Raw genomic sequence first — 13,329 nt, 5'->3', positions numbered from 1 at the left:
AACTGACATCCAGAACTGACTCACCCGATTGAAAAGGCCCTGCAAATGAATGCGTACGCAATTCTGCAAAATCTGCAGCTCGCGATCTTTGATTCTGAGGAGGAATTCTTCAGGTATTACCTGTCCTTGGGGCCTTCTATGGCTTCCAACGAAATCCCGTATAAGGGTGGAAGGTTCATCCAGTTTCTTGAGTGTTCTTTCGCTCGTGATCGTCTCTCTGACTTGACCGAAATCGACTCGAAAACTCTGGACGATTGGGCGAAATCAGGGATCCGTATTATGCCGGAAGGCAAAAGGCGGCCTTGCTCCTCCGATGTCGCCAGACTCTGCGCTATCCGCGATATGTTGGCTCTCGATGTCCCGCTCCTTCACGCAGCGAACATCGCCGGGAAGGTTTCCCAAAGCATCCTATATCATGCGCTGCGGCGGTCAGCGCCGCTCACCCGCGTGATCAAGGAATCTGAAACAGGAATGTTTCGAACAGTTGCTTCAAGTCTGGGAACCGACGAGGCGATCCTAAGCCGCGCCTTTGTCGAACGGACCGGAAAATTCGCGGTTATCAAGCAGGCAAACCTTGCGGTTAAGCTTAGGAGGCGGATTTCGGATGACGAGCATGCGAGGGCCGTTGTCCTCGATCTCGATGCCGCCGGAAAACGCCTTGCCGAGCGGGCAGGCACCTTCCTCGCGCAGATGGTGATCCGCTTGCCCAGGCGACGCGAATACGAGCCACACGATTTGGCATCGATGATCGGCTTGCCGACGCTGCAGTAATTTCAACGTAAGGAGTACGCTCATGTGTGAAGGCGTTATTGAAAATGAGTTTGTAGAGTTCGACCAGGCCGAGATCGCACGTTTGGCCGGGGTGGACGAGGCTCAGCTTGAGAAGTGGGTGGATCAGAAAGTGGTGGTGCAGGAATCGAACGTATATGCGGTGATCGACGCAGCAGCCGCCGCAATTCTAGCTGAGGTTGGTGTCCGCGACGGGTGGCTCTTGCGCTTCACGAAACTAGTGTCGGAACACCTTGTATTCCACGTGTTCGACGTCTGCCCAAAAGCCATAGCGACCCAGAGGCAGGGGGCGCATGGCAAATTGGTCCATGCTCCCCGCCATATGGGGATCATGGCAAACGCATTCGCGGCTTCTTTGGATCACGAACCGTATCGATTTGCACTGCTTCAGTATGGCATGTGCATCCAGCTAGCTGGTCGGGCCCAGTCGCGCTTTCCCGATGGTTCGCGCGCCCACGTTACGCTGGACTTGCGGCGCATTGCTAGAACTATCGCAGGTCGGTTGCGGCAGCCCCTCGTTGTGTCGGTATACCGCCCGGCGGAGCGGACACGCAAATCGGCTGACCGAGCGCGTCGGATCACTTTGGACAAGACTGAAATCGGAAGAGAGGCAGACGGGTCCACGGGAATGCCAAACAATCTATCAAATTTCCCCGCCATCGGATGAAAGGGCTTCGATGATGGCGGTGGCTCGAATGAGAGCTGTGCGAGCGGCGGAGAGTTCAATTGCCAATTCGAACCCTTGCCGATCGGCCAGCCGCATTACCGTCCTCATTACCGCTGGCGAGTTCCTAGCCAGTAGGATGAGGTGCAAGCCTCCCGGGCCATGATGTCCGTTCAACCAGTGCCTTGCACTACGGTCACTGGCACCCGTCCAGAGCATTACGGTTTTCGTCGCTAACCGGCTGGTGCCGACCTCAGATGCCAATGCTTTGGCGACTGCAGCCGCATAGGCGATTTCGGTCGCGTGAACGGGTCCCTCTGGAAGTTTATTGCCGCTTTTCGGAAACATATTTCCGGCTCCTTGAGCTAAAGTATCTTGCAGCTTCCTGCTTTTCCGCACGTGGCCCGAGATGGTAATCAATTGGAACCAGACGGGTGGGAGCGAAGCCCGGGCCCCGCGTTCCAGGATTCGAGCCGCCCAATACGTTCGCATGTCGACCGAACACCAGAAGTATTCGACCGACAACCAAGCGTCGGCAATACAGCGGTACGCCGATGCGCGCGGCTTCGTGATCGTTCGAACTTATGCGGACGAGGGCAAAAGTGGCCTACGCCTCGTTGGAAGGGACGCCTTGCAATCCCTGCTGGGTGACATTGAAAGCGGTCGCGCGGACTACGCAGCAATCCTTGTCTACGATGTCAGCCGATGGGGACGTTTTCAAGACCCTGACGAAGCGGCTGCTATCGAGCTTAGATGCAAGCACGCGGGAATTCGCGTGCACTACTGCGCCGAGCAGTTTGAGAACGACGGCAGCATTGGCTCTTCGATAGTGAAGACGGTCAAGCGGGCGATGGCCGGCGAATATAGCCGCGAACTCTCCGTGAAAGTTTTCGCAGGCCAGGCTAATTTGATCCGCCTTGGATTTCGGCAAGGCGGCTCCGCCGGATACGGTCTGCGGCGTGTCCTCGTCGATCAGAACCATAGTCGGAAAGCGCAACTTGACCGCGGCGAACAAAAAAGTATCGCGACCGACCGGGTCATCTTGATCCCTGGACCGGAACATGAGGTCGACATCGTACGAGAAGTCTATCGCAAGTTCGTAGCTGAGGACCGTTCCGAGCTCGAAATTGCCCAGGCTTTAAACGCTCGGGGCGTCATGTCAGACCTAGGTCGGCCTTGGACGCGAGGAACGGTCCATCAGCTCCTCATTAACGAGAAATACATCGGAAACAACGTGTGGGGGCGCACGTCGTTCAAGCTCAAACAGTCGCATGTTCAGAATCCAGATGATGCCTGGATACGCGCCAATGGGGTGTTCGAGCCGATTGTCGACAAAGACTCCTTCATCCGGGCACAATCCATTATAGCAGCAAGGTCCGAGCGTCTGTCGGACGAGGCCATGCTGGGCCTCCTCGGAACAATTCTGGCCAGGAACGGCTATCTCTCCGGGATCATTATTGACGAAGCAGAGGACTGCCCCTCGAGCAGCTCGTATCTGTCGCGCTTCGGCAGCTTGCTTCGCGCCTATGCTCTCGTTGGGTTCGTTCCGGATCACGACTATCGCTATCTGGAGACAAACCGAGCCCTGCGACGCCTGCATCCCAATGTGGTGGCAGAAGTGATCGAGGGAATTAGGGCGGCCGGGGGAACTGTCGAACAGGAACCGTCAACGGACATGCTGACGGTGAACCACGAGTTCACCACTTGCATTGTGATCGTCAGGTGCTTCCATACTGGGGCGGGTTCACTTCGCTGGAAGCTGCGGTTGGATACGGCGCTGAATCCAGATTTGACCGTCGCAATACGCATGGACCCAACAAACGCGCAGCCGCGAGACTACTATCTGCTTCCCCGCTTGGATATGCATACAGCCGTCTTGCGCCTCTGCGAGCACAACGGGCTGTCACTCGATGCATACCGTTTCGATACTCTCGAAACCCTCTATGCAATGTCGCAACGAACTCCCATAGAGGAGGCAGCGTGATGACCGCAATGCCGGCGCAGCGGGTTGAGATGATCCCAGTCGATAGGATTGCGGTCGTCAATCCCAGAATACGCAACAAACGAGTCTTCAGAGATATCGTCGACAACATCTCTGAAATCGGCCTGAAAAGGCCGATTACAGTCGCGCGCCGGCCCGAGGCGGGTGGACCGTATTACGATCTGGTTTGCGGACAGGGTAGGCTGGAGGCTTACAAGGCGCTTGGCCAACAGCAGGTCCCAGCTCTTGTCGTCACTGCCGACCCCGAAGACTGTCTCGTAGCCAGCCTGGTGGAGAATTGCGCTCGGCGTAAACATCAAGCCATCGATCTTCTGAACGATATCGGCAGAATGAAACAGCAAGGGCACCCGATAGCTGACATTGCAAGGAAGACGGGACTTACGACGGAGTACGTTCATGCAGTGGTCAAGCTTCTTGAGAAGGGTGAGCAACGCCTTCTGCGAGCGGTTGAATCTGGCCAGATCCCCTTCAGCGTCGCGCTTGATATCGCGGAGGCGGATGACCAGGATATACAGAGCGCGCTGCAGAATGCTTATGAGAAGAACCTACTTCGGGGACGAAAACTCCTTGCAGCGAAACGGCTTGTGGAGCAACGGCGCGTTCAGGGCAAGCGCCTGAAGAGCAACCTTCATCTGAAGCCAAGGAAGCTGTCGACCGATGCCCTCGTTCGTGCGTATCAACAGGACACTGATAGGAAACGCCTGCTGATCAGGCGTGCGCAGGCGGCGAGCAACCGCCTCATTTTTATCGCTGAAGCCCTGCGAAGGCTGCTGCAAGACGAAGAGTTCCGGGACCTTCTCACCAACGAGGGGCTAACGAGCTTGCCCAAGAATTTGGCGAAGCGTCTAGATCGGTTAGAGGCATTACATCCATGAGCACAGCGGCAAAAACAGCTCTCGTGAAAATCGCGTTCGAAAAAGCGAGCCTCCGTATTTCGATCGATGAGATACTGCCTCTTAGGCAACTCACCCCCTCGGTATTAAAGTCCGTGAAGTATGCCCAGATCGCTGCTTCCATTGCCGAGGTCGGCATCATCGAGCCGCCGGTGGTGGTTAGGGACAGCACCGACAGAAATCGCTTCCACCTGCTTGACGGCCACATACGCGTAGACATCCTGCGAGCGCGTGGCGAGACCGAAGTCGTGTGCCTCGTGGCCACCGAAGACGAGGCATTCACATACCACAAGCGCATTAGCCGGATAGCTATCATCCAAGAACACAAAATGATCCTGAAGGCCATAGAGAAAGGCGTGTCTGAGGAGCGGCTCGCGCGGGCATTGAACGTCAACATAACCAGCATCCGCCACAAACGCAGCCTGCTGGAGGGCATCTGTCCGGAAGTCGTGGACTTGCTTAAGGACAGACACGTGCCGATCAACACGTTCGGAGAGTTGAAAAAACTGAAATCGATCCGGCAAATCGAGGCAGCCGAGCTGATGATGGCAATGAACAAATACTCGATCAGCTACGCGAAATCTTTGGTCGCCGCGACGCCCGAGAGCCAGCTGGTGAGGGGCACCAAGACGGTAAAGGGCTTAAGCCAACAGCAGATCGACATGATGGAGGGCGAATCCGCCACACTCGACCGAGAGTTCAAAGCGATTGAGCAGGATTATGGAAGCGATCATTTGGATGTAATCCTCGCCACCGGCTATGTGGCCCGGCTACTCGAAAACGCCAGGGTGGTGCGGCACCTGGCACACCGCCATCCGGACATTCTCGCGGAGTTCCAGAAAATCGCGGAAGTGCAGAAGGCAGCGTGACCTGGAGTGAACCGCGATAAGCCCGGAGACCGCGGCGAGGATTGCAATCCTAGGGTCGATTGCAGGTGAATGCCGGCGGAAGCGCCCGATCTCACCTGGTCACTGACCAGCGCCCTAACATCGCGTCGGCTAGCCGGCTTGCATTATTTCCGCACATTCTTGGCGCCTCTCACGAGCAGCACTAGTGCTTTGTGTGTATAACAAGGGTTCGGATTCTCACGCTGCTTAAACCCTCTTGAAGATAACGCCTCGATGTGGTTGTCATCCAGCGGGGAGTGCTGGAATGTCCTTGAAGAAACTACCATTTGTCAGTTCGGTGCAGTTGGCGCGGATTGACGAGAGCCACGTGATTCCGACTGCATTGTTCTACGAAGGGAAAAAGCCGCATGTCGGCCGAGACGCGCGCGAACGTTGCACCTCTCCTGAACTGCTGATCGAAGATTTCAAGATCGAACTCGGCAACAATGACCCAGACCGTTTGGTCAGCCGTTCCAGCTTGACTAATGTTCCGCGACGCACGCCGGTAGGGTTAGCCAAAGACTTCTTCGATGAGACACTAAAGAAGATAAACGGCTGGCTTGCTTCGCAAGGGTTGCCCGTCCCGACGCGGATTCTAATCGCCGAGCCTCTCTCCCTCGGGGGCTCTGAACTCGCAGACGAGTCATGGCTCTCTCATTATCGAAAATCCATCAAGAAGGCTCTTTACGGGAAATTCGAAGAGATTGACTTCATGCCGGAGCCCTTCGCGGTCTTCCAGTACTATCGATATGGTCTACGCCATCCGGCTGTTGCGGAGCAAAGAAAGCACGTCGCACTGGTTCTTGATTTTGGTGGCGGAACTTTTGATGTTTCCGTGGTTGAAACGACGAAAGCTGGCGACATCAGTGGCGGCGGGGTCAACTCACGGCCTCTAGGCGCGACCTCTATCCAGGTTGGAGGTTTCTTCATCAACAGGATTCTGGCCGAGGACCTATTATTCTCGGTAATCGGACCTCGCGTAGAGAAATCCAAGGTGCGGAAGGCGCTCACCTTCTTCTATGAGCACAAGAATGCCGATGAAGAAGAAATGGGTGAATGGAGCGAGGAGAAGAGGGCGTTCTTCAAACATATGAAGGTATTGCTTCAGGAGGTTGAGCGCGCGAAGATAGCGATTTGTAACAGTATTGCAAATTGGAGTCTTTCGGCTGACTTGTCGGGGATAGCCCCTTATCCTATTTCAATTCCGGTAGATCCGTTCGATGAGCGCTCAGCTCGTGGGAACAAGAGGCTAGATGCTGCCAAAATACAGAAAGTTTACACGGATCGCGTGTGGTCAGAGAAGCTTCGAGATGCGGTGTCTCGAACAATTGACAGGTCAAAGGACGACCTGGCCGGGCAAGATATATCGGTCGTTTTGCTATCAGGAGGATCGTCAAACATCCGGTGGCTCCGATCTTTGCTTGAACGAGATCTGAAGTCTCAGCTTGTTAATGCTCAGATATTGGAGCTAAACGAGAATTTCGCGGAAATAGTGGCGAAGGGCCTGGCGACTGAATGCGCGCGCCGGTACTACACCGGCGGCCAAGGTGATTTTCGTGCTGTAACCTACAACCGCCTTTGCTTGCTCCTCAGACCTGATGAAGGAGAGCTTGAGAGAAAGCGCTTTAGACCAGTCAGCGAAAACCTAAAAGATGACGGGCGCGAGCCAAAGGAATATGACGAGGCGGTATTGCTTCCCGCAGCGAGTAGCCTGCGGGGGCTTATGGGCCAACCTTTGCGCTGGAAGGTCCGCCTTTCCAAACCGCCCAAGCACAACTTGAATTACTATTTCATGCGGTCGTCTTTCGACCCCGATGACTTGGAATCGCGCCATAACATTGTCGAAACTAAGGTGCAAACTCCACGGGGTGCAGTATTCCAACAAGGGATCGAAATCGAGTTGATCGTGCGGGAGGACGGCACAGCTGAGCCGCGCTTTTTTTATGGGAAGGACAATCTGAGAGACGGAAGCAGTGCCGTTGGCAACCCATTTTTCATGGACATGACGTTTGCTGCCGAAGAAGTACAAGGGGAAACATATCTCGGCTTTGATTTTGGAACGAGCACGTCAGCCTGTTCATTCGTGAGCAGTGCTGACATCCAGTGGATTGAAGAGCGATCAAAAAGCGCCAATTGGCTTGAGCTAGCCGAGCTTGTGAGTGAGCTGCCCTATCCCGCAGCAGCACCGTTGGCCAGGTATATGTCCGAGAAGGATGCACTCCGGCGGCTTGACCGAGGTAGAGAAGCGGTCGAAGCAATGCTGACGTTGTCAGCCTACTTGGTCCTGGCAGAGCACTGTACCTTAGCGAAGGTGAACAGCTCGCATTTTAAGGGGATGGGACATCGTTCGGCAGGTCCCCTTTGGGCGATTCTGAAGAATTGCCTTAAGACCGCACGCACCGATCTGCCCTATTGTTCAGCGTTGCTGCCCTTAACCCAAAAGCACTTGCCCACAATAAACCAGTGGATTGATCAGATTGCCAATTCAAAACATGGACGTAGCTCAAACGTAGACTATGTAAGCTTCTTGGGTCTGCTGGGTAACGTTATTGCCAAGGCGTTTAGCGACAGTTGTCTAGGCGTATTCGAGGGAGTAACCCCGAAAAGATTTAGCCAGGGAAGTTTCAAGGGGCTGTTCCGAGAGTTGCGAGGTCCGTCACAGACGTTCATTCATGTGCATGAATACGAGGGCCTCGTCCCGTTCTCTGACGAGGATGTCTATGTTGCCAATCCAAAGAATGGAACGGCGATCAACCTTGCCCCATGGTACCTTTGGGGGCTAAACGCTTCCGATCACCACAGCGAGATCGACCTGTTCGAGTATGACACTTCCAAACCAAATGGGTTTATTTTCAAATCCGTGCAGCCAGGCGGCGAGTTCATGATTTCGCCAGATGGGCAGTTGGAGGGTACGGCAGCTTTCATTTCCGCAATGCGTGAGCGGGAGCAGCACAGAGATTTATTGCGAGGTTTGGCATTCTCCGGTCTGGAATAATGACGCAACATCGGGGGGTGGCAGATAACGCCTGAGGATTTGGTGACTGGCGTTTAACATAACACGCCTGCGCGGACTTCGTGGCGGATTTGATATTCAAATTGCGGATCCAATGTTTGAAAGGCCGCTCATCTTGATGGCAGGTATTGCTGCAACGCGGCTCAAGGGAGACGATCCGCCCTTCGATGACGTGGTGCGAGGCAAGGCTATCTACACGTTTGGCTTGTGATTTGGCGAAGCTGGTCTACGGCCAGGTCGCATCAAACCGAGCGGGTGGCTGCGCTTTATTTGTGCATGACGGAACCGTTCGCCCTGATCGCATCCGCGAGAGCAGTGACAACATGATCAGAGATGTTTAGTTCAATCAGCTGGTGCTCGATATTAAGGACGTAGTCCATTGCTTTCCCGTCTGTGCCACGCGCGCGGACAGCCATGTCGACGAGTTCACTCGCGGGAAGATCAGGAAGCAGGTTCTTGCCGCGATACAGCGACGTGATCGCATTCACTTGCCGTCCGTCATGAAGCCGAAGGGCAACGGTGAAAAAGAGGAAACCACCCTCGCGTTCTTTCAGATAGGCGAGTGCATCGGCATCGTCGGCAAAGCCAAACGCAATGCCAGTGCATACTGCCCCCTCTGTTTCCCTGATGTTCAGTGTGGGGCCTGGCTGCAGCTTCGTTCCCCAGTTCCGAACCGATGCCTTGTTGAAAGCGCGGCTGTATCCCTTTAGGTCGGCGACCTGGCGCTCCGCGCACTCAAACCGCGCCTCCCAGCCGTCCCACATCAGCGAGCCGTATCCGAATAGCCACCTCATACTTCAGCCCACAGATCATCCGGCCCCAGATAGCGCAGCGCAACCTTCCCGCCCTTCATCACGGTGGTTCTCAGGAGGCCGCAACGTCCCGGGCTCAAGATACGAGCGACGGTGCCCAAAGGCCGAAATTCGGCATCGGTCACAATCGTCTGACTATCCTCTTCATCTTCGATCAGGCGTAGCGGGGTGCCTTCTGACGGCGCGTCGTCTGTCCATGTGACATCACAGACTTCCTGTTCGGCAGACCAGCGTGCAGAAGATGTACGAATGACGCTCTGGATGTACTCGAGCCACAGCCGGTGCGTTTCTGGCGTCGGGAACGCCTCGTCTTCCGTGGCTTTCCGGACTTCAGGGATTCGCAGCCACCGACGCAACGACTGTGTGGAATCAAAATTCGGGTCCATGTCCGCAATGATCTTTATGGCCGCGCTGCGCGATGCAAAGCCGGTGCGCATGATCAGCGCTGCCCTCACATCAAGCGAACCGGTCTCAACAGCTGCTACGGCAACGCCAAGTTCCATATCCTCCAGCGTCGTGTCGGGCAGCCCTTTGGTCGGCGCAAGGATGTCACCATTGGCCATCCCTCGCACACGAACGGATTCCATCGCCCAGGGCAGCATGTAGACAAACCCCTGCTCGACAAAGCGTAGCACGGAGTCCTGATCCTCTGCTACGAAGCTCTGCAGCGCCTGACCACGAAGCCAGGCATCGAGAATCGCCTTCCAGTTCTTGGGAAGATTATCCGGTACAAAAGGCACGATCGCGAAAACGATCTTTGCAAAATCAGTGATCGCCTTGATCGCCTTAATGTCATCCTTGCTCAGGATCGCGCCATTAGCCTCAACTAGCAGCTGGTTGAGCTTGGGCGAGTTCGCATCAAGCGCCTTGCCCGTCGTAAGCCCGACACCAGATAGGAAGTAGCCTTTGCGCTGCTTAGGCGTGCTGTTAGCCCAGATGAGTTTTGCGCGGCCTAGAAGGACGGCCCGGTACACCTCATGCTGATTGGCCCTCCGACGCGCAAGCCGACGCTGGAACAGCGACGAGTTCAGCACATCGTCCAGCGCATCTTCCAGATCGGCCTCTGCAACATCGCCATCGCTCAGCAGGCTGAGGATGGCCGTATCCAAACTGGCCAGATGACTGTTCCACTGCACCTGTCCTGCGGCGGCTGCTTCAGCAGTTTCCGCTCTCAGTCGTACAAAATCCCATGCTGACGTGTTATTGAGCACGTATTCACTCAAGCCCTTGACCGATTTGTCACCGGTCCGAAGAGCCAGGCGCGCAAGCAGGGTAAAAATCAGGCGAAGCAGACCACTTTCCATCTCGTGACCGGCCTGGTTTGCGATAAGCGCGTTCCACTCGGCTTTTCCCGTCATCTGATTGTCGTACATAGGGAAGAGCACCAGCCCCTCCACATCGACATAGGCGCGACCCGCGCGACCCACGATGTTCCTAAATTCCGACGAGGCCAGCTCTTTGCGGTTTCGCTTGAGGCCATGGAAAATCACGGCAGATGCAGATAGGTTTAAGCCCTGTGCCAGCGTTGGCGAAGATATTGTCACGGGGAGAATACCTTCCCGTAGCAGCCGCTCAACTTCCTTGCGGTAGGGCGTGGGCAATGCGCCGTGATGTACCGCAACCCCAAGCTCCAGGCATTTTAGCAGGTCGTGATTCGGGCTAAGCCACTCCGCACCGATCGCGAGCGCATCGGCCAGGACAGCCTTATCCCCCTTGAACAGAGATCGAAGCGCGCCCTGGCGATGCAGGGTCACCACAGCTTCAGCAAATGGTTGGACCGATCGGCGTAGCGGACAGAAGATTAGCGCAGACTGACCCTCCTCTACCGACCGCCAAGCTGTTGCAAGGCACAGCTCGCGCTGATCACGCGGAAACTGCGTTCTGCGACCTTTCGGAACAAAGCCGCTAATATAATTCTCGACCCAAGGAGCTTCATCGCCAATGCGCGCATCAAGGCGCGCATGTGTGCCCCGCCAAGTGACCTCGCCATAGCGCAGTCTTGTGGGGCGCCAGTTTTTTCGAATTAACCCATCCTTGGCGTCACCCGTCAGCCAGTTACAGAAGTCATCAAGCTGGTCGCCATCGGGCAGTACGGCGGACAGACACACGATGCGTCGGCTGCCGGCATCGCTTCTGCGCAGCAGCCGCTGGATCTGGACCTCGTAGCGGATTTCACGCTCGCCAAGCCCGATCATATGGCCTTCGTCGAGAACGACGAGCCCCACATCGTCCAGCAGCGATGGATCATTGCGCAGCGCGAAATCCAGTTTCTCGGGCGTGGCTACGATCACATCGCGGTCCTCGAAGAAACTGGAATCCGTTTCCGATACACCAATGCTGCCGTAGAGGCTTGACACTGTTTTGCCCAGCGGGGCCAGCGTCTTCTGCAGCGATACCTCGGTCTGGGCTGAGAGGGCCCGCAGCGGCGTTACAAAGACGACACGCTCGCCCTTCGCAAGGGCGCGAAGAATGCACAGCTCTGCGACACGGGTCTTGCCGGCGCTTGTGGGCAGTGAAACAACCATGTTGCCATTGCTGCTGATCGCCTGCTCAACCGCGTCCAGCTGTGAAGGCCAAAGCTCGATTTCGGCACGCGAACGCCGTATGGCCGAGGCGACGAAGAGCTCACGCAGCTGCTTCCATCCCTCCGCGTTATCTAGATTGTTTGGACTTAGCGGCAGGCGTTGATGAAAACTCGTATCCCACAGATCGCGTAGCAGATGGGCGGTCAGACGGTGGCACCACCACTGCGGAACCATGCTGACCCCGGCTGCTTCCTCGCGACCAATATCGACGCGGTCAACTGCCTGTCCCATCAGCTCTGCATCTCCGCGCTCGAGTGCAAGGAAAGCCATCGCAAGCGCGCCCAGCAGATTGTCGGTCAGTGCCAGATCGATGACATCGGCACCGACGTCTTCGTCGTCATCGCCACCATCATCGGTAATCTCGTCGCCGGTCGGGATGGCAGCCAGCATCTCCGTCAGATGGCCGTCTTCAGCACTGCCTTCCCGTCGCCACTCAAGAATTTCTTGCTGCGCCCGATCGAGGTCGCGCAGCATCAGAAGCGCAACGCAGCGTTCTCCACGCGAAAGATTGGCATCGTCGATGGTGGCCCGCAGCATCGAATACGCGCGCGCAGAGTAACGGCCAAGGTGATAGGCGGCGGCCGCTACAAAGCGGTGAAAATCCCGATCCGGATTCGGCGCACCGTGCGCCACGAGGGATTCCAGGGCTTCGCCGGCCTGCTCAAAAGCGCTGCGGGCAACATCGGGGTTTCCGTCTCCGTCAAGGAGACGCAGGCCCATATCCAGAAGACTATATCCGTAGGACAGCAGGTCATAGGAAAGCTGGGCCGCAAAGTTCGGAGCATCCGGCGGCAGTTGTCCGTCACGCCAGATCAGCGACCGGGCCTGGCCACGTGCCAGCAGACGGCCGCGGAAGCCACCCTCGGTGGCGGTACGGACCGCAGACTCGATGGCCTCATTTCCCGTCGGCATTCTTGATCACCTTTCTAAATACCGATCTGATGAACTTCTGGTGGTCCTTGACACGAAGACCGACAACACTCTGCGCAACCTGTCCAGTGTAGGTCTGTACGTTCGCGCCCAGCAGGTTCGATGCATCGTTGCCCGTGAAGGCAAAGATCATGTGCGAGACCTGCGAAAGCCTGATGCCATCCCGCCAGAGCGCGTCGTCTATAAGGTCCGCAAGCTCATCGTTTCCTTCCTCGTGCAGGCGGTCTGCAATGAACCCGAGGGCGTGCGCCGAAGGACGTGAATGGGATTTCTTCAGTGCCGTGCGCGCGGTATCCAGAACCTTTGCCGTTATGTTGGCGGCGCTTTTGACCTCGCCCTTCAGGAAGCGGATATTTCCTGCGCCGGCGGCCGGCTGTATGCCAACCAGGTCATCACCGCGCATCGCCATGTTGCGGTGATCTTTCCAGCGCAGCTTGTTGATACTGGTTCCAAATGGTGTCGATTCCTGCACATAGGTCGCACCCAGGATTTCACCAAGGTCGCCGGAGCGCACCTGCGGGGACTTCGGAAGCTTCTCTTTGAGGTGTGCAGCGGCCTTCGTCTTCCCCAGACGTTTCAGCAGCTTCGCTGTGCGTTCATCTGACGCATAATGTGAAGGCACAACCGCCGCTACTGTATCACTAGCAACGTCAAACTTGCCGCTTTCCAGCTCAAGAACCGTGAGGTGGTGTTTTCCTACCTTCTCGCTTTTGATTGTGCACCAGTCTGTTATTTTTGTCATTTTCAGCCCCAC

Annotated in this window: 9 protein-coding genes; 6 read left to right on the top strand and 3 right to left on the bottom strand. The window is 56.2% G+C overall.

The window, feature by feature from the left end; all coding sequences use genetic code 11:
• Window positions 1-45 precede the first annotated feature (45 nt).
• The 6 genes from MESAU_RS29195 (at window position 46) to MESAU_RS29170 (ending at window position 8,230) form a co-directional block, all read left to right on the top strand.
• Window positions 46-771: a hypothetical protein gene (locus tag MESAU_RS29195; protein WP_015319273.1), complete on the top strand. Its 726-nt coding sequence runs from the start codon at window positions 46-48 to the stop codon at window positions 769-771.
• A 22-nt stretch (window positions 772-793) separates the two neighbouring features.
• Window positions 794-1,456 (top strand): hypothetical protein, encoded by a 663-nt coding sequence (locus MESAU_RS29190; RefSeq protein ID WP_015319272.1) that lies wholly within the window; start codon window positions 794-796, stop codon window positions 1,454-1,456.
• 406 nt (window positions 1,457-1,862) lie between these two features.
• On the top strand, window positions 1,863-3,437 hold the full coding sequence (locus MESAU_RS29185) for a recombinase family protein (RefSeq protein WP_015319270.1): 1,575 nt from the start codon (window positions 1,863-1,865) through the stop codon (window positions 3,435-3,437).
• Window positions 3,437-4,330: a plasmid partitioning protein RepB C-terminal domain-containing protein gene (locus MESAU_RS29180; RefSeq protein ID WP_015319269.1), complete on the top strand. Its 894-nt coding sequence runs from the start codon at window positions 3,437-3,439 to the stop codon at window positions 4,328-4,330. Before MESAU_RS29185 ends, MESAU_RS29180 begins: the two co-directional genes overlap by 1 nt.
• Window positions 4,327-5,217, top strand: coding sequence for a plasmid partitioning protein RepB C-terminal domain-containing protein (locus MESAU_RS29175; RefSeq protein ID WP_015319268.1), 891 nt, complete (start codon window positions 4,327-4,329; stop codon window positions 5,215-5,217). The genes MESAU_RS29180 and MESAU_RS29175 overlap by 4 nt, the downstream gene beginning before the upstream one ends.
• A 283-nt stretch (window positions 5,218-5,500) precedes the next feature.
• The gene (locus MESAU_RS29170; protein ID WP_015319267.1) at window positions 5,501-8,230 is read left to right on the top strand and encodes an Hsp70 family protein; all 2,730 of its coding nucleotides are present in this window, start codon (window positions 5,501-5,503) and stop codon (window positions 8,228-8,230) included.
• A gap of 284 nt (window positions 8,231-8,514) precedes the next feature.
• Here MESAU_RS29170 and MESAU_RS29165 read toward each other — a convergent pair whose 3' ends face one another.
• Genes MESAU_RS29165 through MESAU_RS29155 form a run of 3 tightly spaced genes read right to left on the bottom strand, consistent with a single transcriptional unit; the run spans window position 8,515 to window position 13,317 of the window.
• Entirely contained in the window at window positions 8,515-9,042 is a 528-nt protein-coding gene (locus tag MESAU_RS29165; RefSeq protein ID WP_015319266.1) for a gamma-glutamylcyclotransferase, read from the bottom strand.
• Complete coding sequence (locus tag MESAU_RS29160) at window positions 9,039-12,557, bottom strand: DEAD/DEAH box helicase (RefSeq protein WP_015319265.1); 3,519 nt, start codon at window positions 12,555-12,557, stop codon at window positions 9,039-9,041. The genes MESAU_RS29165 and MESAU_RS29160 overlap by 4 nt, the downstream gene beginning before the upstream one ends.
• Window positions 12,541-13,317: a Hachiman antiphage defense system protein HamA gene (locus tag MESAU_RS29155; RefSeq protein ID WP_015319264.1), complete on the bottom strand. Its 777-nt coding sequence runs from the start codon at window positions 13,315-13,317 to the stop codon at window positions 12,541-12,543. The genes MESAU_RS29160 and MESAU_RS29155 overlap by 17 nt, the downstream gene beginning before the upstream one ends.
• Between the last annotated feature and the right edge of the window lie 12 nt (window positions 13,318-13,329).

The organism is Mesorhizobium australicum WSM2073, assembly GCF_000230995.2.
Taxonomy (GTDB): Bacteria; Pseudomonadota; Alphaproteobacteria; order Rhizobiales; family Rhizobiaceae; genus Mesorhizobium; species Mesorhizobium australicum.
This window is presented reverse-complemented; position numbering and strand designations above follow the sequence as displayed.

What these genes read in the sequence shown, in the direction of transcription:
- MESAU_RS29155 (WP_015319264.1), bottom strand. Translation starts at nt 13,317, where the DNA reads ATGACAAAAATAACAGACTGGTGCACAATCAAAAGCGAGAAGGTAGGA.
- MESAU_RS29160 (WP_015319265.1), bottom strand. Translation starts at nt 12,557, where the DNA reads ATGCCGACGGGAAATGAGGCCATCGAGTCTGCGGTCCGTACCGCCACC.
- MESAU_RS29195 (WP_015319273.1), top strand. Translation starts at nt 46, where the DNA reads ATGAATGCGTACGCAATTCTGCAAAATCTGCAGCTCGCGATCTTTGAT.
- MESAU_RS29175 (WP_015319268.1), top strand. Translation starts at nt 4,327, where the DNA reads ATGAGCACAGCGGCAAAAACAGCTCTCGTGAAAATCGCGTTCGAAAAA.
- MESAU_RS29165 (WP_015319266.1), bottom strand. Translation starts at nt 9,042, where the DNA reads ATGAGGTGGCTATTCGGATACGGCTCGCTGATGTGGGACGGCTGGGAG.
- MESAU_RS29180 (WP_015319269.1), top strand. Translation starts at nt 3,437, where the DNA reads ATGACCGCAATGCCGGCGCAGCGGGTTGAGATGATCCCAGTCGATAGG.
- MESAU_RS29170 (WP_015319267.1), top strand. Translation starts at nt 5,501, where the DNA reads ATGTCCTTGAAGAAACTACCATTTGTCAGTTCGGTGCAGTTGGCGCGG.
- MESAU_RS29185 (WP_015319270.1), top strand. Translation starts at nt 1,863, where the DNA reads ATGGTAATCAATTGGAACCAGACGGGTGGGAGCGAAGCCCGGGCCCCG.
- MESAU_RS29190 (WP_015319272.1), top strand. Translation starts at nt 794, where the DNA reads ATGTGTGAAGGCGTTATTGAAAATGAGTTTGTAGAGTTCGACCAGGCC.